This is a genomic window from Streptomyces sp. NPDC003035, from assembly GCF_042888285.1.
GTDB lineage: Bacteria > Actinomycetota > Actinomycetes > Streptomycetales > Streptomycetaceae > Streptomyces.
Map to the genome: position 1 here is coordinate 321,372 of NZ_JBIAPJ010000006.1, position 19,472 is coordinate 340,843.

Sequence of the window (19,472 nt, forward strand, 5' to 3'; positions counted from 1 at the left end):
TGGCGGGGAGAACGGGGGGCCCGGAGCTACTCACGGACGTCCGGATCTACGGACGGACGCCGTGCTCCCGGCTCAGCTCCTCGTCGCCCGCCTTGTCCAGGCGGGCGTCGTAGCGGGCCAGCGGCTGCGCGGCGGCGGCCGTCGGGGCGTCGACCCCGGCCCAGGCGAGGATGCGCGCGGTGGCCTTGGCGCGCTCGTCCTCGACGAGACCCGCGACGTTGGCACCGTGGTTGGCGCCCGGGGCCGTGTAGACGTAGCTGTCACGGGCGCCCTTGCCGAGGCGGAACGGTTCGGCTCCCCACGGGTCGTTGGCGCCGTACACGAACAGCATCTGGTGCGCGTTCTTGCGGACCCAGTTGTCGACGTCCCGCATGGCCCACGGCTGGAACGTCGTCGGGATCTCGCGCGGCACGAAGTCACGCGCCGGCTGGTAGCCGTAGCGGGTCAGGCCGTCCAGGTGCGGCAGCTTGATGCTGGGCGAGCCGAGCTGGGTCGCCGCCTGGTAGTAGTACGGGGTGTACGGCTCGAGGCCCTGGTCGGTGTAGAAGGACCAGCCGGAGATGGCGTCGATGGTCTCGTAGACCGTGTCGTCGCTCGCCGTGCCGGCCTCAGGGATCGAGGCGCAGTCGGCCTCGTTCGAGTACTGCCAGAAGCCCCAGACGAAGTCGAGGACGACGGCCTCGTACGCCTTGTCGAGGGAGCCGACGGTGTTGAAGGTGGCGCCCTCGGTCTCGGCCCACTCCTTGTACTTCTTCTGGAGCGGCTCGCGGCGGACGAGCGCCTCGCGCTGCATCGCGTTGAGGCGGTCGCGGCACTCCTTGGTCCCGACGGTCTCGAAGAACCGGTCGTACGCGGAGTCCTCCTTGTTCACCACGTCATTGGGCGCGACGTACGCGACGACACCGTCCATGTCGCGCGGGTAGAAGCGCTCGTAGTACGTGGCCGTCATACCGCCCTTGGAGGCGCCGGTGGAGAGCCACTTCTGCCCGTAGATCTTCTTCAGGGCGGTGAAGATGCGGTGCTGGTCGCTCGCGGCCTGCCAGATGTCGAGCTTGGACCAGTCGGCGGGCTGGGGCCGGGACGGCGTGAAGAACCGGTACTCCATGGAGACCTGGTTGCCGTCGATGATCCGGGTGGGCTCGCGGCGGCTGGGGTTGGTGCTCAGTGAGTAGCCGCTGGTGTGGAAGACGGTCGGGCGGTCGGTGTCCTTGTGGAGGACGGAGATCCGCTGCTTGAACGTGCCCTTCCACGGGCGCTGGTGGTCGATCGGCTGGACGTAGTCGAGCACGAAGAAGCGGTAGCCGGCGTACGGCTTCTCCTCGATGAGACTCATCCCGGGGATCGCCAGGATGCGGTCCTTGATGTCCGCGGTGGCGGACGCCTCGGCGGCCGTACCGCCGAAGGTGCCGGTGGCCGGCTCCGCGGCGGTAGCCGCACCGGTCGCACCGACGGTGCCTATGAGCACCGTGAGCGACGCCAGCCATCTCAGCGACTTACGCATTGACCCTCCCCTTGATTCACAACGGTGTCGCGAACCTAGCGGGGGTAACGTGGGTGCCGCCAGACCCAGTTGGCCCTTACCTTCACAAGGGCACAGGTTTCGTACGGTGTCAGCACAGGACCCAGCCCGTCGCACCGCTCCGGCCGGCGACGGTACCGGTGGCGCGGACGCAGCGGTTGAGGGCGTGCACGGTGACGGGCCCGGCCTGGCGGGTGAAGCGCCCACTGTCGACGGCGGGCCGCCCGCCGCGGGGCTGGAGGGCGACGGACATCGCGCGGCGCGGGCCGGGGACCTTGGCGACGGTGAGGGCGCAGACGTACTGACGGCTGCGGTAGAGGCGCAGCTCACCGGTGGCGAAGGTGACGGTCTTGCTGGGTCGGCCACTGCAGAGCGAGGCCGCGTCGGCGGACGCGGTCCCGGGCCCGCCGAGCGTCAGGACGCCGACGCCGAGCAGGAGGGCGAGCAGAGACGCGAAGGGCCGCCGAGCAGCCCGAACCCCACCGAACACACGCACCCCTCCCACGACTCCTGTCATACATGCGTACGACGCACGAGGAGCGGATTCGGTTGCCGTCCCGCTGATCCGGCCTGATCCGGCCTGATCCGGCCTGGTCCGGCCTGATCCACGAGGCAGGATCTAGCCGCCGAAGTAGGTGCCGACGAGCAGCAGGAACCCGCATTCGGCGCCGATCATCGTCCAGAACGCGGCCTTGCGGGAGGGTGCGGGGGCCGGGCCGTCCGGGGTCGTGAGGGCGTGGATCCAGGCGCCGGCCGCGACGGCGAGGGAGACGAGATACAGCCAGCCGGGGGTGGTTCCGCAGTCACCGTTGATGACGCAGCCGGAGCCCTCGGGCGTGGTCAGGCTCAGGAACACCACCAGGACGGTCGCGGGCGCCAGGGCCAGGCCCCACCACAGGGCGCGGGTGCGCAGGCGGTGGGCCGCCGGGTCCGGACGGACGGGGCCGTCGGGGTCGGACGCGGCCCGGGCCCGGGTGGGGTGCTCGTCGTTCATGGCACCGATTCAACCCGGGCCCGGCGGGCGGCGGAATCCGCGATCGTACTCAGACCGCCGTCGCCGGCTCCTCCTCGCCGATGAACGTCCGCCACAGCTCCGCGTACAAGCCGCCCCGCGCGAGCAGTTCGTCGTGGGTGCCGTCCTCGGCGACGCGGCCGTGCGCCATGAGGATCACGCGGTCCGCGCGGGCGGCGGTGGTGAGGCGGTGGGCGACGACCAGCGTCGTACGGCGGCCCGCGAGGCGGTCGGTGGCCTGGTTGACCTGGGCCTCGGTGGCCAGGTCGAGGGCGGCCGTGGCCTCGTCCAGGAGCAGGACGTCCGGGTCGACGAGCTCCGCGCGGGCCAGCGCGATCAGCTGCCGCTGGCCCGCCGAGAGGTTGCGGCCGCGCTCGGCGACCTCGTGGAGGTAGCCGCCCTCCAGGGTCGCGATCATGTCGTGGGCGCCGACCGCGCGGGCCGCCGCCTCCACCTCGGCGTCGGTCGCTTCCGGCCGCCCGTACGCGATGGCGTCACGGACCGTCCCCGCGAAGAGGTACGCCTCCTGGGGCACGACCCCGAGCCGGTGGCGGTACGCGGTGAGGTCCAGGTCCCTGAGGTCGGTGCCGTCGGCCGTGACCCGGCCGGTCGTCGGGTCGTAGAACCGCGCGACCAGCTTGACCAGCGTGGACTTCCCGGCGCCGGTCTCGCCGACGAAGGCGACGGTCTGCCCGGCGGGGATGCGCAGATCGATCCCGGTGAGGGCGGCCTCCTCGGAGTTGTAGGCGAAGGAGACGTTCTCGAAGGCGATGTCGCCGCGCAGCGACCGCACGTCCTGGGGTTCGTCGGCGGCGGCCGTCGACGTCGGCTCCTGGAGGAGCTCCTGCATCCGCTTCAGCGAGACGGCGGCCTGCTGGTAGCCGTCGAAGACCTGCGAGAGCTGCTGCACGGGCGCGAAGAAGAGGTCGATGTAGAGGAGGTAGGCCACGAGCGCGCCGGTGGTCAGCGTGCCCGCCTCGATGCGGTTCGCGCCGACGATCATCACGGCCGCGGCGGCCACGGAGGAGAGCATGGTGACGAAGGGGAAGTAGATCGAGATCAGCCACTGGCCGCGGACGCGGGCCTCGCGGTACTCGTCGCTGCGGGCCGCGAACGCGGCGGCGCCCGAGCGCTCGCGGCGGAAGGCCTGCACGATCCGGAGGCCGGAGACCGACTCCTGGAGGTCGGCGTTGACGACGCTGATCCGCTCCCGTGCCAGCTCGTACGCCTTCACGCTGGAGCGGCGGAAGAAGTACGTGGCGACGGCGAGGACCGGCAGGGTCGCGAAGACGACCAGGGCGAGCTGGAGGTCGAGCACGAGCAGCGCGACCATGATGCCGAAGAAGGTCACGACGGAGACGAACGCGGTGACCAGGCCGGTCTGCAGGAACGTGGACAGGGCGTCCACGTCCGTCGTCATCCGGGTCATGATCCGGCCGGTCAGCTCGCGCTCGTAGTAGTCGAGGCCGAGCCGCTGGAGCTGCGCGAAGATCTTCAGCCGGAGCGCGTAGAGGACCCGTTCGCCGGTGCGGCCGGTCATCCGGATCTCGGCGGTCTGCGCGACCCACTGCACGACCACGGTCAGCAGCGCGAGGGCGGAGGCGGCCCAGACGGCGCCGACGGCGAGCTGGTTGACGCCCTCGTCGATGCCGTGCCGGATCAGTACGGGCAGGAGCAGGCCCATTCCGGCGTCGACGGCGACGAGGCCGAGGCTGAGGAGCAGCGGGAGACCGAAGCCGCGCAGCAGCCGGCGCAGTCCGTAGGACTTCTCAGGGGTGACGGCCTGCGCCTCGTCGACGTCCGGGGTGTCGGTGGCGGGCGGGAGCGCCTCGACGGCGGCGAGGAGTTCGGGGGTGGCCCCGGGGGCCGAGGACTCCTCGGTGCCGGTCTCGTCCCGCTCCCAGAGGGTGGGGGTGATGCCGCGCTCGGCGTCGAACTCGGCGTCGAGTTCCGCGCGCAGGGTGCGGTCCTCGGGCACCTCGTCGTCGGCGCCGGCGCCGGTCACGATGTGGCCGGGCGAGACTCCGCCGAGTTCGTCGGGGTCGGTGAGGAGCTGCCGGTAGAGGGCGGAGCGCTCCTGCAGCTCCTCGTGGGTGCCGATGTCGGAGAGCCTGCCGCCGTCGAGTACGGCTATCCGGTCGGCGAGGTTGAGGGTGGAGCGGCGGTGGGCGATGAGGAGGGTGGTGCGGCCGGCCATCACGGAGGCGAGGGCCTCGTGGATCTCGTGCTCCACGCGCGCGTCGACGGCGGAGGTGGCGTCGTCGAGGAGGAGCAGCCGGGGGTCGGTGAGGATGGCGCGGGCGAGCGCGATCCGCTGGCGCTGACCGCCGGAGAGGGTGAGGCCGTGCTCGCCGACCTTGGTGTCGTAGCCGTCGGGCAGCTCGGCGATGAAACGGTCCGCCTGGGCGGCGCGCGCGGCGGTCTCGATCTGCTCCTGGGTGGCGTCCGGGTGGCCGTACGCGATGTTGGCGCGGACGGTGTCGGAGAAGAGGAAGCTGTCCTCGGGGACGAGTCCGATGGCGGCGCGCAGGGAGTCGAGGGTCAGCTCGCGGACGTCGTGGCCGCCGACGAGGACGGCGCCGTGGGTGACGTCGTAGAAGCGCGGCAGGAGGAGCGAGACGGTGGACTTGCCGGAGCCCGAGGCGCCGACGACGGCGACGGTCTCGCCGGAGCGGATCTCCAGGGAGAAGCCGTCGAGGACCGGGCGTGGGGTGCCGGAGGCGCCCTCGTACGCGAAGCCCACGTCGTCGAACTCGACGGTGGCCTCGGCGTCCGCCGGCAGCTCCTTCGTGCCGTCCTCGATGACCGGCTCGGTGTCGATGAGCTCCAGGACCCGGTCGACGCCGGCGCGGGCCTGCTGGCCGACGGTGAGGACCATGGCGAGCATACGGACGGGGCCGACGAGCGAGGCGAGGTAGGCGGAGAAGGCGACGAACGTGCCGAGCGTGATCTGTCCGCGGGCGGCGAGCCAGCCGCCGAGCGCGAGGACGGCGACCTGGCCGAGGGCGGGGACGGCCTGGAGGGCGGGGGTGTAGCGGGAGTTGAGCCGGATGGTACGCAGCCGGCCCGCGAAGAGCTTGCGGCTGGCGTCCCGGATCTTGCCGGTCTCCTGGTCCTCCTGCCCGAAGCCCTTGACGACCCGGACGCCGGTCACGGCCCCGTCGACGACGCCCGCGACGGTGCCGGCCTGCTGCTGGGCGTACCAGGTGGCGGGGTGGAGGCGGGTGCGGCTGCGCTTGGCGATGTACCAGAGGGCGGGGGCGACGGCGAGGGCGACGAGGGTGAGGGGGATCGACAGCCAGGCCATGACGGCGAGCGAGATCAGGAAGAGCAGGACGTTCCCGATGGTCATCGGGAGCATGAAGAGCAGACCCTGGATGAGCTGGAGGTCGCTCGTCGCCCGCCCGACGACCTGCCCGGTGGACAGCTCGTCCTGCCGCCGCCCGTCGAGCCGGATGACGGTGCCGTACATGTCGGTACGGAGGTCGTGCTGGACGTCGAGGGCGAGGCGTCCGCCGTAGTAGCGGCGGATGTAGGTGAGGACGTAGACGACGACGGCGGCGCCGAGCAGGAGACCGGTCCAGACGGCGAGGGACCGGGTCCGCGTCCCGATGACGTCGTCGATGATCACCTTGGTGATGAGCGGCACGAGCGCGAGGACGGCCATCCCGGCCAGGGAGGACCCGAGCGCGAGCACGACGTTCTTCTTGTACCGCCACGCGTAGCCGGCCAGCCTGCGGGCCCAGCCCTGTTGCTTCGGATCCGCCGCCGCCACGTGGTGCCTCCCGTTCGTCCTGCACTACCGGAAGGCCCAACGCGGCTGAGGTGGGATTTCATCCCGCCGTCACAAAGACCGGTCGGAGGTCCTAGGACCGGGTCAGGCCGTCCCAGGCGGGGCGACCCACTGGGCCGGTTGACCGGTGACCCGGGCGACGGTGTCGAAGTCCTTGTCGTAGTGGAGGAGCGTGAGCCCAGACAGTTCGGCGGTGGCCGCGACGAGGAGATCGACGGGTCCGGCGCTGCGGTGCTCGCCGCGGTTGGTCAGCATCTGCTGGACCTTACGGGCCCGCTGGTACACGCCGTCCGGGATGGACACCCAGTTGAAGAGCTGGGCGAGGAGGTCCTCTTTGAGAATCCGATCGTTCGCCGACTGCGCGGAGTAGAGGATCTCCAGCTCGCTGATGTCGCAGAGTCCGACGACGCCCTCCGTGGTGTGCTGACGCCACTCCTCCTGCACATGGGGGCGAGCCAGGATCCGGACGGCGGCTGAGGTGTCGACGAGGTAGGTGACCGGGCTCATCGGCGGTAGTTCCTCTTGTCCATGAGGATGTCGAAGTCCCCGCGGCCGGCCATCGCGGTCAGTGCCTCCAGCGCCCTCAGTCGCTTGTGACGCTGTGCCACCTCCAGAAGAGCCGCGTTGACCGTGTCCTTCTTCGTCTTCGTGCCCAGTATTTCGGCGGCCTCGGCGAGGGCGTCGTCATCGACTTCCACATACAGGTTCGACATGACAAATCCTCCCTATGCTGTTGACACAAGGAGGATATGCCGCGCAGGTCAGACGGGCAATATCGGTCACTCAGAGGTGTGTAGGTTCGAACATCCGCAGGAGTGCCGGGAGGACCACCACCGACGGGCCAGGGGTCGACAGGGCCTTCGTGAGGTCCGCCGTCAGGGTGTCCGGGGTGGTGAGGGTGGCCGGGACGCCGAAGGATTCGGCGAGGGCCACGAAGTCCGGGCGGGCGAGTTCCGTGGCCGTCGCCTCGCCGAAGGCGTCCGTCATGTACTCGCGCAGGATCCCGTAGCCGCCGTCGTCGACGATCAGCCAGGTGACGTCGAAGCCGTACTGCTTCGCCGTCGCCAGCTCCGCGATCGAGTACATCGCGCCGCCGTCGCCGGAGACCGCGAGGACCGGTCGCGTCGGGTCCGCCGCCGCCGCGCCGAGCGCCGCGGGGAAGCCGTAGCCGAGGCCGCCGGCGCCCTGCGCGGAGTGCATGGTGTTGGGGTGGCGGGCGTCGAAGGCCGACCAGGCCCAGTAGGCGAGGATCGTCATGTCCCAGAAGCTCGGTGACGTGTCCGGCAGCGCCTCGCGGACCGAGGCCACGATCCGCTGCTCCAGGCCGAGGTCCTGGGCCGCGATCCGGTCCCGGACCTTCGTCAGGACCGCCGCGACCCGCTCGGGGGCCGTCGGGTCCTCCCGTACCGCCACCGTTTCGAGCAGCGCGGACAGCGCCAGGCGGGCGTCCGCGTGGATGCCGAGCGCCGGGTGGTTGGACTCCAGCTTGCCCGCGTCCGCCTCGATCTGGATCACCCGGCCGCGCGGGGCGAAGGTGTGATAGTTCGAGGACAGCTCGCCGAGCCCGGAGCCCACCACCAGCAGGACGTCCGCGTCCTCCAGGAAGTCGGTGGTGTGCCGGTCCTCCAGCCAGGACTGGAGCGAGAGCGGGTGCTCCCAGGGGAAGGCGCCCTTGCCGCCGAAGGTCGTGACCACGGGGGCTGCGATCCGCTCGGCGAGCGCGCGGAGCTTGCCCGAGGCGTCGGAGCGGACCACTCCGCCGCCCGCGATGATCGCCGGCCGTTCGGCGTTCGCGAGGAGATGCGCCGCCACCGCCGTCAGCTCGGGTCGCGGGACGACCTCCTCGGGCGTCGCGTCCATCGCCGTGACGACGGGGAGCGTCGTCTCGGCCAGGAGCACGTCCTGCGGGATCTCGACCCACACCGGCCCGTGCGGGGCCGTCAGTGCCGACTCCCAGGCCGCCGCGATGGCGGACGGGATCTGGGACTGCGTACGGACGGTGTGGACGGACTTCACGATGTCCCGGAAGGACGCCTGCTGGTCGCGCAGCTCGTGGAGGTAGCCGTGCCGCCCGCCGCCGAGCCCGGCCACCGGGACCTGGCTGCCGATCGCGAGGACCGGGGCGGACGCGGCGGCCGCCTCCTGGAGCGCGGCGAGCGACATCAGCGCGCCGGGGCCGGTGGAGAGCAGCAGCGGGGCCGCCTCGCCGGTCATCCGGCCGTACGCGTCGGCGGCGAAGCCCGCGTTGTTCTCGACGCGCAGCCCGACGTACCTGAGGGAGGACCGGCGCAGGGCGTCGAACATGCCGAGCGCGTGCTGGCCGGGCAGCCCGAAGACGGTGGTCGCGCCGAGGCCGGAGAGGGTCTCGACGACGAGGTCGCCGCCGTTGCGCCCCGCGGGCGGGTTGAGGGCGGCCTCGGTCTGCGCGGCGGTGGGCCGGAGCACGAGGTCGTGGTCGTGGGTCATGGGGATCCCCTCGCGAGTGGCGTGTTCTGTCGGTGCGGCCCGGCAGTCGAATGGTGCCCCACCCGGCCGTGCGGCCGGAACGATGGGTGGCAGCCACCCGGCCTTGCGGGCTGGACGGACGGGTGCGGCCACCCCCGTCCTGCGGGCCGGACGGAGGATGGGCGACCACCGGACCTACGGGCCGGACGGTGGTGGTGCTCCACCCGGCCCTGTGGCCGGACGGTGGTGGTGCTCCACCCGGTCCTGCGGCCGGACGGTGGTGGCACTCCACCCGGTCCTGCGGCCGGACGGAGGGTGCGGCCACCCGACTTGCAGGCCGGACAGTCGTGGTACCCGACTCGTTCTGCGGGCCGGACCCTGGGCGGCCACCCGCTGCTGCGGCCCGGCGGAGGCGCCACCCGGCCCTACGGACGGACCCTGGGCGGCGGCCACCCGCTCCTGCGGCCCGGCGGCGGGGGCGCCACCCGGCCCTCGGCGGAACGGCGGGTGGTATCCCACCCGCTCCTGCGGCCCGGCGGCCGGTGGTCCCCACCCGGCCCTGCGGCCCGGCGGCGGGTGGATGCCCAACCCGCCCTGCGGGCCGCCGACGGCTGGCGGCCGCCCGGCCCAGCCGCCCGAGCAGCGCGGGCACGCTCACCGGGCCGGGCCGGGCCGGCGACCGCCCACCGCCCGGTCTCGGCGGGCCCGCGCGGTGCACGCTCGCCGCCCCGGCCCCCGGCGGGGTCCTACTTCGCGGTCTGCTCCGCGCCGGCGGCGCGGTTCGCCGCGATCTGGCGGGACATGATCGTCGTCAGCTCGTACGCCGTGTGCGAGGCGGCGACGGCGGTGATCTCCGCGTGGTCGTACGCCGGGGCGACCTCCACGACGTCGGCCGAGACCAGGTTGCAGGAGGACAGGCCCCGCAGGATCTCCAGGAGCTCGCGGGAGGTCATGCCGCCCGCCTCCGGCGTGCCGGTGCCGGGCGCGTGGGCCGGGTCGAGGCAGTCGATGTCGATGGAGATGTACAGCGGGCGGTTGCCGATGCGCTGGCGCAGCTGGTCGGCGACCTCGTCGGCGCCGCGGCGGTAGATGTCCGCCGAGGTGACGATGCCGAAGCCCATCTTCTCGTCGTCGGTGAGGTCCTGCTTGCCGTAGAGCGGGCCGCGCGTGCCGACGTGCGAGAGCGCCTCGGTGTCGAGGATGCCCTCCTCGACGGCGCGGCGGAACGGGGTGCCGTGGGTGTACTCGGCGCCGAAGTACGTGTCCCAGGTGTCGAGGTGCGCGTCGAAGTGGAGCAGGGCGACGGGGCCGTGCTTCTTGGCGACGGAGCGCAGCAGCGGCAGCGCGATGGTGTGGTCGCCGCCGAGGGTCATCATCCGCGCGCCGGTGCCGAGCAGCTCGTCGGCCGCGGCCTCCACCGTCTCGACGGCCTCGTTGATGTTGAACGGGTTGGCGGCGATGTCACCGGCGTCGGCGACCTGCGCGAGGGCGAACGGCGAGGCGTCCTGCGCCGGGTTGTACGGACGGAGCAGGCGGGAGGCCTCGCGGATCGCGTTGCCGCCGAAGCGCGCGCCGGGGCGGTAGGAGACGCCGCTGTCGAAGGGGACGCCGACCACGGCGACGTCGGCGGTGCCGACCTCGTCGAGTCGCGGCAGCCGGGCGAACGTCGCGGGGCCGGCGTACCGCGGGATGCGGGACGAGTCGGTCGGGCCGCGGAAGGCGTTCTGGTCGCTGCTCATGGTCGGGTCCTCCTGGGGTGTATCGGTGGTGTCCGGTCGGGGGCCTCGGGTCTCGGGGCCCCCGACCGGGAGTCTGCGGTGCGTCAGCCGGTCGTGGCGGCCGGCACGGTCTTCTCCGGCGTCTCGTCGGCTTCGCCGCCTTCGGCGGCTCGGGCGGCTTCGGGGTCCTGGCCCGCCAGCCGGGCCCGCCAGTTCACGAGCACGGCGGCGTCCGTCGGGCGGGTCGCCAGGGAAACGATCACATACGAGGCGAGCGAGGCCAACAAACCATAGTAAACAGGCTCATTTGCCAAGATTCCGTAAGCCCACATCAAGCCAATGACGGACAGGCCGCCGACGGTGACCGCGGCCAGCGCGCCCTGCACGGTCCCGCGGCGCCACAGCAGGCCGCCGAGGATCGGCACGAGCAGTCCGCCGACCAGCAGGTTGTACGCGACGGTCAGGGCCTGCACCACGTCGTTCAGGGCGATGGCGATGACGATGGTGGCGACGCCCATGAGCAGGATGAAGAGGCGGTTGCCCTTCACCTCGTCGTGCTCCTCGCCGCCGTTGCCGGTGGCCAGGCCGCGCAGCCGCGACCAGATGTCGTTGTTCGCGACGGTGGCGCAGGCGATCAGCGCGCCGGAGGAGGTGGACATGACGGCGGCCAGGGCCGCGGCGAGCACCAGGCCCCGCACGCCCATGGGCAGCTCGTCCTTGACGATGGTCGCGAAGGCGTCGTCGGCGCTGGGCAGCTTCGGGTACAGCACCTTGGCGGCCGTGCCGATGACGGCGCCGGCGAGCGCGTACACCAGGCAGTACGTACCGGCGACGGTGCCGCCCCACTTCGCGACCTTGTCGGTGCGCGCGGTGAAGACCCGCTGCCAGATGTCCTGACCGATGAGCATGCCGAACGTGTAGATCAGCACGTACGTGAAGATCGTCTCGCCGCCGATGCCGAGCGGCGCGAAGTACTCGGTGGGCAGCTGGGCCTTCATCTCGGCGAAGCCGCCGGCCTTGATCACGGCGATGGGCAGCAGCAGGATCAGCACGCCGATGGTCTTCACCACGAACTGCACCATGTCGGTGAGCGTGATGGACCACATGCCGCCGAGCGTCGAGTACGCGACGACGATGGCGCCGCCGAGGACGATCGCGACCGTGCGGGGCAGGTCGAAGAGGACGTCGAAGATCGTGGCGTACGCGATGGTCGAGGTGACCGCGAGCATCAGTGTGTACGCCCACATGACCACGCCCGAGATGACGCCGGCCCTGCCGCCGTAGCGCAGGTCGAGCATCTCGGAGACGGTGTAGACCTTCAGCCGGGCGATGCGGGCGGAGAAGAAGACGGAGAGGGCGAGCAGGCCGAGGCCGATGGTGAAGACCATCCAGGCGCCGGAGAGGCCGTACTTGTAGCCGAGGCCCACGCCGCCGATGGTGGAGGCACCGCCGAGGACGATGGCGGCCATGGTCCCGGAGTACATCCAGGGCCCGAGCCGGCGGCCCGCGACCAGGAACTCGCTCTTGGACTTGGCGCGGCGCATGCCCCACCAGCCCATCGCGAGCATGCCGGCCAAGTACACGACGATCACTGCGTAGTCGACGGCCATGGGGCCCTCCCTCGTTCACTTCGGTGGCGTGTCGTGCGGGTGGAGTGACTCCAGTGACTGATCGCGGGGACATCCGCCCGTACCCGCGGCCGCTGGATGGGTCGACAGTAGGTGGCCGGAAAGCGGCGCTGAAGTGTACGTTTCCTCTACTGGTCACGCTCCCGATGTACGAAGGGTCCACCCCCATGCCCGCGCAGGAGCCCACCCCCGCTCCCCCCGCCCCGCCGGTCTCGTTGGCGGCGCTGCTCGGGCGGCGCGATCTCGGGCTGCGGCTGCTCGCCGGGTCCGAGGACGCCTCCGTGCACTGGGTGCACACCTCCGAGATGGCCGACCCCTATCCGTACCTGCTCGGCGGCGAGCTGCTGATGACGGCGGGCGTGCAGCTCTCCGACCCGGCGCACTACGTCGAGCGGCTGGTGGAGGCGGGGGCCGCGGCGCTCGGCTTCGGGGTGACGCCGGTGTACGACACGGTTCCGGCGGAGCTCGTCGCGGCCTGCGAACGTCACGGGCTGCCGCTGCTCGAAGTGCCCCCGCACACCCCGTTCACGGCGGTGGCCCGGGCGGTGTGGCGGCTGATGGCGGAGGCCCGGCACCGCGAGCTGCGCCGGGTGACCGAGGCGCAGCAGTCGCTGGCCACGGCGGCCGCCCGGCCCGCCCCGGTCCCGGCGGTCCTCGGCGCGCTGGCGTCCCGGCTCGGCGGGCGGGCGGTGCTCTACGCGGCGGACGGGACGGAGTACGCGGCGGCGGGCCGGGCGATCGGGGCGGAGGCGGAGGCGGCGCTGCGGGACCTGGCGGGGGTGGTGGGCCCGCGCCCCGGAGGCCCGGCGTCCGCGAGCGGGGACGGCGGGGAGATGCGGTTGGCGGCCTACGCCCTGGGCGGCGGCGACGGGCTCGCGCTGGGCACGGCGGCCGAGCGGCGGGAGGCCGGGGACCACACCATCGCCGGGGTTGCGGTCGTCCTGCTCTCCCTGCTGACCGCACCGCACCGTGGCGCGGACGTCTCGGCCCGGGACGCGGCCCTGGTCCGCCTGCTGCTCGGCACACCCCCGGCCGACGCGGCCCCCGCCCTGGGCCCGGGCCCCTGGACGGTGGTCCACGCCCACGGCGGCGACGGCACCCCCTTCGCCGCGGCCACGCTGGCGTCCGCCCTGGGCACCCCACTGGTCGACGCGCCGGCCGAGGGAGCGGTACGGCTCCTGCTGCCCGCCTCGGCCCCCGCCCCCGACGCACAGCCCGGGTGGACCCTCGGGATCAGCTCCCCCGCCGAGGCCCGGGACCTCGCCGCCGCCGACGCGCAGGCGGCGCGGGCGCTGCGGCGGGCGGAGGCGACCCGCGCGCCGCTCGTACGCCACCGGCCCGCCGGTTTCGGCGGGCTGATGGACCGCGAGGAGGCGGCCGCGTACGCCCGAACGCTCCTCGCACCCCTCTCCGAACCGCTGACCGAGACCCTGCGGACCTGGCTCTCCCTCCACGGCAACTGGGACCGCACGGCCGTCGCCCTGGACATCCACCGCAACACCGTCCGCCAGCGCATCGCCCGCTGCGCCGCGCTCCTGGACAGGGACCTGGACGACGCGGACGTACGGATGGAGCTGTGGTTCGCCCTCGGTCAGATGACCGACTAGGACCAGAGCTTGTTCACGGCGGTACGGGTGGTGGTCCGGAAGTCCGGCAGCGGGGCGTCCTTGAAGTCGCCCATCTGACCCCAGCGGACGAGGGTGACGGTGCGGCCGTCGCGGCCGACGGAGAAGAGGTGGATGTCGGTGATGCCGATCTGCGGGTCGGCGGTGTCCAGGCTGTAGACCCAGGCGCCCTCCTCGACGGCCAGCTTGCCGTGGTAGGCGCTGACGGCGTGCAGGCCCGGGTTCTGCTGCTCCAGCAGGGGGCCGCAGCCGGCGAGGGCCTTGCGGAGGGTGTCGACCAGCTTCACGGCGTCGGCCTCGGTGCGGGCGACGGTGGTGATCTGGACGCCGTTGGTGTCGAGCTCGGTGGTGAACTCGCGGTAGCGGGTGTTCTGCGCCGGGATCTTGTACGGGGCGCAGAGGGCGCCGCCGTTCTCCGGGACGCCGGTGAGGACCTGGGTGGCGGTCCACGGCGTCGACGACGGCGGCATCTGGGAGGCGGCGAGGAAGGCGGGCTGGGCAGCGGCCTGCGCCGGGGCCGTGGCGAGGGCCGCGAGGCCCAGGGCGGCAGCGGCGGCGGTGGCGAGTGCGGTACGGAGCTTGTTCATGGTGGTGGATCCCCCGTCGGGTCGTTCGGTCAGTGCTCCATCAGCGTCGGGCCGGCGCCCGCCGCCTGCAACGGTGACGCGCCCACCATCCGTCCCGGAACCATTCCACCCCCGCTGACGTGCAAGGACGTGAAGGGTGGGACGCAGGGTCGAGGGGGATGGAATGCCGAAGGACGCCGCCGTCGAGGAGTTCGCGCGGCTCGTGCGCGCGCTGAAGGCGCGGGACGGGCGCAGTTACGAGGCGCTGGGCCGACGCCTGAGCGTCAGTGCGTCCACCCTCCACCGCTACTGCTCCGGCGCGACCGTCCCGGAGGAGTTCGCCGTGGTCGACCGCCTCGCCCTGCTGTGCGGGGCGGACGAGGAGGAGCGGCGGGCCCTGGAGGCGGCCTGGAGCCGCGCGGACCGCACCCGTCGCCCTCCGGTGCCGGAACCCGACGCGCAGCCGACGTCCGAGCCCGGCCCGGAACCGAAGCCGGCGCCGGAGCCCGAGCCGGCCCCGGAGCCGGCCCCGGACGCGGCGCCCGAGCCCGAGCCCGAGCTGGAACCCGTGCACGCGCGCGTGCCGGGCCTCCCGTCCGAGCGACGGAGGCGCCGGTGGGGCTGGGCGGGCTTGGTCGGCGGGACGCTGGCGGTCGTGGGGACGGTGACGCTCGGAGCCGTACTCCTGCCCGGGAAGACCCGGGAGCGGGCCGCCGAACCACCGGCGCCGCTGACGTGGACGGTCGCCTCGCACATCTTCAAGAACGGGTGCGGGCACACCTACCTCGTGGAGCGGACACCCCCTCCCCCGCCGGAGTCGGCCGACGCGCGGAGCTGGGCGGCGGCGCAGGGGGCCGTGGACGGCGGGGAGACGCTGGTGCGGGTGTCGGTGCAGGGGAAGGGCGCGGCGACGGTGGTGCTCCAGGCGCTGCACGTGCGGGTGGTGGAGCGGGGCGCGCCGCTGCCGTGGACGGCGTACCGGATGGACGGCGGGTGCGGCGGGGCGGTGACGCCGCGCCGTTTCGAGGTGGACCTGGACCGGCCGCGGCCGGTGGCGCGGGCGCTGGACGGGTACGACGCCTCCGGGGAGGAGGGCCGGACGCTCCCGGCGGTCTCCTTCCCGTACGCGGTCAACGCCGCCGAGCCGGAGGAGCTGCTGGTCTCGGCGGGGGCGGCGGAGTGCGACTGCCGCTGGTATCTGGAGCTGGAGTGGAGCTCGGAGGGGCGCCGGGGCACGGTCCGGATCACCGACGACGGCCGGCCGTTCCGCACGAGCGGTCTCCGGGGCCGCCCGGTGTGGGAGTACGACTCCGCCGGCCTTCGCTGGGTCCCCGGCGAGGAGCCCGGGGCCTGAGCGGACGTGATCTGGGCAACGCTGGGCGCCCCAGATCTGGACAGCGGCGCGAACCGATGGGTAACTTGACTGAGCAAGCGCTTAGGCATACTGCGTCAGGCACTCAGGACAGGACTCCGAAGGAGGCGGCTCGTGCGCCGTACGGTATTCAACGAGGACCACGAGGCGTTCCGGGAGACCATCCGCGCCTTCATCGAGGCCGAGGTCGTCCCCGTCTACGACGAGTGGTTCGCCGCGGGCCAGGCGCCGCGCGAGTTCTACGGCAAGCTCGGCGAGCTGGGCATCTTCGGCATCAACGTGCCCGAGGAGTTCGGCGGCGCGGGCCTGGACACCCACAAGTTCGAGGCCGTCCTCTACGAGGAGACCTCGCGCGCGGGTGTCCAGTTCGGCGGCTCCGGCGTGCACGTGCTGCTCGCCCTGCCGTACATCAAGATGCTCGCCACCGACGAGCAGAAGAAGCGTTACCTCCCGAACTTCGTCTCCGGCGACGAGATGTGGGCGCTGGCGATGACCGAGCCGGGCACCGGCTCCGACGTCGCGGGCATGAAGACCACCGCCAAGCTCTCCGAGGACGGCACGCACTACGTCCTCAACGGCGCCAAGACCTTCATCACCGGCGGCGTCCACGCCGACCGCGTGATCGTCTGCGCCCGTACGTCCGCCCCGACGGCCGAGGACCGCCGTCACGGCATCTCCCTCTTCGCCGTGGACACCAAGTCCGAGGGCTACTCCATCGGCCGCAAGCTGGACAAGCTCGGCCTGCGCACCTCCGACACCGCCGAGCTGGCGTTCGTCGACGTGAAGGTGCCCGTCGAGGACCTGCTCGGCGAGGAGAACAAGGGCTTCTCCTACCTCGGCCACAACCTCGCCTCCGAGCGCTGGGGCATCGCCTTCGGCGCCTACGCGCAGGCCAAGGCCGCCGTCCGCTTCGCCCAGCAGTACGTGCAGGAGCGCACCGTCTTCGGCAAGCCGGTCGCGCACTTCCAGAACACCAAGTTCGAACTGGCCGCCTGCCAGGCCGAGGTGGACGCGGCCGAGGCCGTCGCCGACCGCGCCCTGGAGGCCCTGGACGCGGGCGAGCTGACCCCGGCCGAGGCCGCCAGCGCCAAGCTCTTCTGCACCGAGGTCGCCCACCGCGTCATCGACCGCTGCCTCCAGCTGCACGGCGGCTACGGCTACATGAACGAGTACCCGATCGCCCGCCTGTACGCCGACAACCGCGTCAACCGCATCTACGGCGGCACCAGCGAGATCATGAAGTCGATCATCGCCAAGTCGATGGGCCTGTAGTCCAGGTGCCCGACGCGCTCGACGAACTGCTCGATCTGCTCGACCTGGAGCAGATCGAGCAGAACTTCTTCCGGGGGCAGTCCCGTTCGGCCCTCGTCCCCCGCGTCTTCGGCGGCCAGGTGGCCGCCCAGGCGCTGGTGGCGGCGGGCCGGACCGTCCCCGAGGACCGGCTCGCCCACTCCCTGCACGCGTACTTCCTGCGTGCGGGGGACGCGGGCGCGCCGATCGTGTACCAGGTCGACCGGATCCGGGACGGCCGCTCCTTCACCACCCGGCGGGTCGTCGCCGTCCAGCACGGGCAGCCGATCTTCCACCTCTCCGCGTCCTTCCAGACGTACGAGGAAGGGCTGGAGCACCAGGACGACATGCCGGCCGCGCCGGACCCGGAGACCCTGCCGACGGCGGCCGAGATGCTGCCCCGGCACCTCCCGGCGGACGTGGCCGCGCGGCTGGTCGAGGCGCGGGCGGCGGTGGACCTGCGGTACGCCGACGTGCCGCCGTGGGGCTCCGTCGGGGAGCCGCGCGAGCCGCGCTCGCAGGTGTGGTTCCGTACGAACGGCAAGCTGGCCGACGATCCCCTGCTGCACGTCTGTCTGGCGACGTACGTCTCCGACATGACGCTGCTCGACTCGGTGCTCCTCGCCCACGGGCGGGGCGGCTGGGCGGTGGGCGACGTCGTCGGGGCCTCGCTGGACCACGCGATGTGGTTCCACCGGCCGTTCCGCGCGGACGAGTGGCTGCTGTACGACCAGGAGTCGCCGTCCGCCTCGGGCGGGCGGGGCCTGGGCCAGGCCCGGATCTACACGCAGGACGGGAAGCTGGCGATCTCCGTCATCCAGGAGGGTGTCGTACGCGTCCCCCGACGCCCCTGAGACCGCGACCCAAGCGGATCAGGCGGCGGTGGTCCGCGCGGTGAAGGCGACGCGTGAGGTGTCCCCGACCAGCTCCAGTTCGAGGGCCGCGTCCATCGCCCGCGCCAGCCGGGCCAGCAGGGGCAGCGTCGGCATGGTCCCGCCCAGCTCCAGCTTGGAGATCTGCGGCTGGGTCATGCCGGCCCGCTTGGCCAGCTCGGTCTGGGACAGCCCCAGCTCGGTCCGCCGGTCGTGGACGGCCTGCCCGAGATCGTGAGCCAGCCGGATCTCCTCGCGCATCCTCGCCACCTCGGGACCTTCACCGATCTCCTCGGCGACCTGCTTGTCACGGGCGAGCTTCCATCGCATGTGGCCTGCCATCAGTGCCGCTCCTCCTCGATGATGCGAGCGAATTCCTCGTGTGCGGGTCCGTGCTCGGTCGCGCAGAGCGCCTGAGCCCGCAGCGCGCGGTCGACTTCCGCCTCCTCGCGTTGCCTGCTCTTGCGGAAAACGGTCAGCAGGATGATCCTCCGTCCCGGGCCGAGCCAATACGGAATCCGCACGGCATCACGGTCATGTCCGAGGCTGAAGCGCAACTCGCGGACCGGACCGCCCAGGTGGCGCGAGTAGGGCTCCCCGAGAGTGGTGGGGAAGCACACGAGACGGTCGACGATGTCCTCGGCATTGAGGTAGTCGCGCACCGACAGGTTTGCCAGCCACAAGCGGACTTCCGGCTCGATCTCGACAACGTAGAGGTCATTCATACAGCGGAAGCTATATATCCCCCACTGTATGACGCGCCGGTAGCCGGGGAAAGTCCCCCGACCGAGGGATGACTCGACCACACGGACGGATGCCGGTTCGGCCCCGGGTCAGAGCAGGCCCGACGCGTCCAGCAGGTAGTCCGTCAGGGGCTCGTAGGAGCGGGGGTCGATGACGTGGTCGTCCAGGGGGATCGTGACCTGCATCGTGCCCTCCGCCTCGCCGATGAAGAGCGCCGGATCGTTGCAGTCGGCGTAGCCGACCGAGTCGACCCCCCGCTGCCCCGCGCGGCCCGCCCAGCCGTGGTCGGCGACGACGAGGTCCGGCCGGCCGGACTCGCCGAGGGCGTCCAGGATCGCGTTCATCGGTTCGGGCGAATGGGTGTGCCAGAGCGTGGCGCCCCGCTCGAAGACGGCGACGTCGGCGAACTGCACGACGTACCCCTCGTCCGCGACGAGCCCGCCCGGGATCCGTACGATGTCGCAGCCCTTGGCCCGCAGCGCGGCGGCGACCCGGCTGTGGGCGTCGATCAGCGCGCCGGGGTGCCCGGTCGCGAACAGCACCCGCTCCTTGCCCGCGGCGGCCTTGCGCAGCCGCGCGGCCATCCGGTCGAGGGCGTCGACGGTCAGCTCGGGGTCGATGGTGTCCTGCCCGGTGCGGTGGGAGGGGTCGTCGTTCACCCCGCACCGCTCGGCCATGACGGCGAGGACGTCCTGCTCGTCGGTCCACCGGTCGCCGAGCTCCAGGCCGAGCCAGTAGTGCCGGTCGCCGTTGGCGAGCTTGCGGTAGTGGGAGAGGTTGTTGTCGCGCGGGGTGGCGACGTCTCCCGCGATCCGGGTCCGGACAAGGTGCTCGACGAGGGCGGGGCGACTGAGTATCGGCATGGCCCCATTGTGCCGTCACGTGCCG

General features: G+C 72.4%; 17 protein-coding genes. 4 read left to right on the plus strand and 13 right to left on the minus strand.

The annotated features are described in order from the left end of the window. Positions 1-46: 46 nt before the first annotated feature. The 9 genes from ACFYV5_RS21300 to ACFYV5_RS21340 form a co-directional block, all read right to left on the minus strand. Positions 47-1,501, minus strand: coding sequence for an aminopeptidase (locus tag ACFYV5_RS21300; protein WP_389170609.1), 1,455 nt, complete (start codon positions 1,499-1,501; stop codon positions 47-49). 109 nt (positions 1,502-1,610) lie between these two features. Beyond that, positions 1,611-2,036: a hypothetical protein gene (locus ACFYV5_RS21305; protein WP_389170612.1), complete on the minus strand. Its 426-nt coding sequence runs from the start codon at positions 2,034-2,036 to the stop codon at positions 1,611-1,613. A gap of 102 nt (positions 2,037-2,138) precedes the next feature. Then, the gene (locus ACFYV5_RS21310) at positions 2,139-2,513 is read right to left on the minus strand and encodes a hypothetical protein (protein ID WP_389170615.1); all 375 of its coding nucleotides are present in this window, start codon (positions 2,511-2,513) and stop codon (positions 2,139-2,141) included. A 49-nt stretch (positions 2,514-2,562) separates the two neighbouring features. Beyond that, positions 2,563-6,306 (minus strand): ABC transporter ATP-binding protein, encoded by a 3,744-nt coding sequence (locus ACFYV5_RS21315; protein WP_355112182.1) that lies wholly within the window; start codon positions 6,304-6,306, stop codon positions 2,563-2,565. Positions 6,307-6,408: 102 nt separating this feature from the next. Continuing rightward, positions 6,409-6,831 (minus strand): PIN domain nuclease, encoded by a 423-nt coding sequence (locus tag ACFYV5_RS21320; protein WP_389170618.1) that lies wholly within the window; start codon positions 6,829-6,831, stop codon positions 6,409-6,411. After that, positions 6,828-7,037 (minus strand): type II toxin-antitoxin system VapB family antitoxin, encoded by a 210-nt coding sequence (locus tag ACFYV5_RS21325; RefSeq protein WP_355112186.1) that lies wholly within the window; start codon positions 7,035-7,037, stop codon positions 6,828-6,830. Before ACFYV5_RS21325 ends, ACFYV5_RS21320 begins: the two co-directional genes overlap by 4 nt. Positions 7,038-7,107: 70 nt before the next feature. Then, positions 7,108-8,790: a thiamine pyrophosphate-binding protein gene (locus ACFYV5_RS21330; protein WP_389170622.1), complete on the minus strand. Its 1,683-nt coding sequence runs from the start codon at positions 8,788-8,790 to the stop codon at positions 7,108-7,110. Between the two features lie 725 nt (positions 8,791-9,515). Further along, positions 9,516-10,508, minus strand: coding sequence for an agmatinase (speB, locus tag ACFYV5_RS21335; RefSeq protein ID WP_355112189.1), 993 nt, complete (start codon positions 10,506-10,508; stop codon positions 9,516-9,518). Between the two features lie 83 nt (positions 10,509-10,591). Beyond that, a complete protein-coding gene (locus tag ACFYV5_RS21340) occupies positions 10,592-12,097 on the minus strand; it encodes a sodium:solute symporter (RefSeq protein WP_389170625.1) in 1,506 nt (501 codons plus the stop codon). Between the two features lie 164 nt (positions 12,098-12,261). Here ACFYV5_RS21340 and ACFYV5_RS21345 point away from each other — a divergent pair, with 164 nt between their 5' ends. Continuing rightward, positions 12,262-13,722 (plus strand): PucR family transcriptional regulator ligand-binding domain-containing protein, encoded by a 1,461-nt coding sequence (locus ACFYV5_RS21345; RefSeq protein ID WP_389170628.1) that lies wholly within the window; start codon positions 12,262-12,264, stop codon positions 13,720-13,722. Here the strand turns inward: ACFYV5_RS21345 and ACFYV5_RS21350 are convergent. Next, the gene (locus ACFYV5_RS21350) at positions 13,719-14,327 is read right to left on the minus strand and encodes a hypothetical protein (protein ID WP_389170631.1); all 609 of its coding nucleotides are present in this window, start codon (positions 14,325-14,327) and stop codon (positions 13,719-13,721) included. The genes ACFYV5_RS21345 and ACFYV5_RS21350 overlap by 4 nt on opposite strands. Before the next feature lie 163 nt (positions 14,328-14,490). On the opposite strand from ACFYV5_RS21350, the gene ACFYV5_RS21355 reads away from it, so the two are divergent. The 3 genes from ACFYV5_RS21355 to tesB all read left to right on the plus strand — a co-directional run bounded on the left by ACFYV5_RS21355 (position 14,491) and on the right by tesB (position 17,822). Next, positions 14,491-15,660 (plus strand): helix-turn-helix domain-containing protein, encoded by a 1,170-nt coding sequence (locus ACFYV5_RS21355; protein WP_389170633.1) that lies wholly within the window; start codon positions 14,491-14,493, stop codon positions 15,658-15,660. 132 nt (positions 15,661-15,792) lie between these two features. Next, the gene (locus ACFYV5_RS21360; protein ID WP_389170636.1) at positions 15,793-16,950 is read left to right on the plus strand and encodes an acyl-CoA dehydrogenase family protein; all 1,158 of its coding nucleotides are present in this window, start codon (positions 15,793-15,795) and stop codon (positions 16,948-16,950) included. A 5-nt stretch (positions 16,951-16,955) separates the two neighbouring features. Then, positions 16,956-17,822, plus strand: a complete 867-nt coding sequence (tesB, locus tag ACFYV5_RS21365; RefSeq protein WP_389170639.1) for an acyl-CoA thioesterase II — start codon at positions 16,956-16,958, stop codon at positions 17,820-17,822. Positions 17,823-17,840: 18 nt separating this feature from the next. Here the strand turns inward: tesB and ACFYV5_RS21370 are convergent, their stop codons facing one another. The 3 genes from ACFYV5_RS21370 to ACFYV5_RS21380 all read right to left on the minus strand — a co-directional run bounded on the left by ACFYV5_RS21370 (position 17,841) and on the right by ACFYV5_RS21380 (position 19,447). After that, positions 17,841-18,182, minus strand: coding sequence for a helix-turn-helix transcriptional regulator (locus tag ACFYV5_RS21370; protein WP_355112200.1), 342 nt, complete (start codon positions 18,180-18,182; stop codon positions 17,841-17,843). Next, positions 18,182-18,565, minus strand: coding sequence for a type II toxin-antitoxin system RelE/ParE family toxin (locus tag ACFYV5_RS21375; protein ID WP_389170642.1), 384 nt, complete (start codon positions 18,563-18,565; stop codon positions 18,182-18,184). The genes ACFYV5_RS21370 and ACFYV5_RS21375 overlap by 1 nt, the downstream gene beginning before the upstream one ends. A gap of 108 nt (positions 18,566-18,673) precedes the next feature. Next, complete coding sequence (locus ACFYV5_RS21380; RefSeq protein ID WP_389170645.1) at positions 18,674-19,447, minus strand: phosphatase; 774 nt, start codon at positions 19,445-19,447, stop codon at positions 18,674-18,676. Between the last annotated feature and the right edge of the window lie 25 nt (positions 19,448-19,472).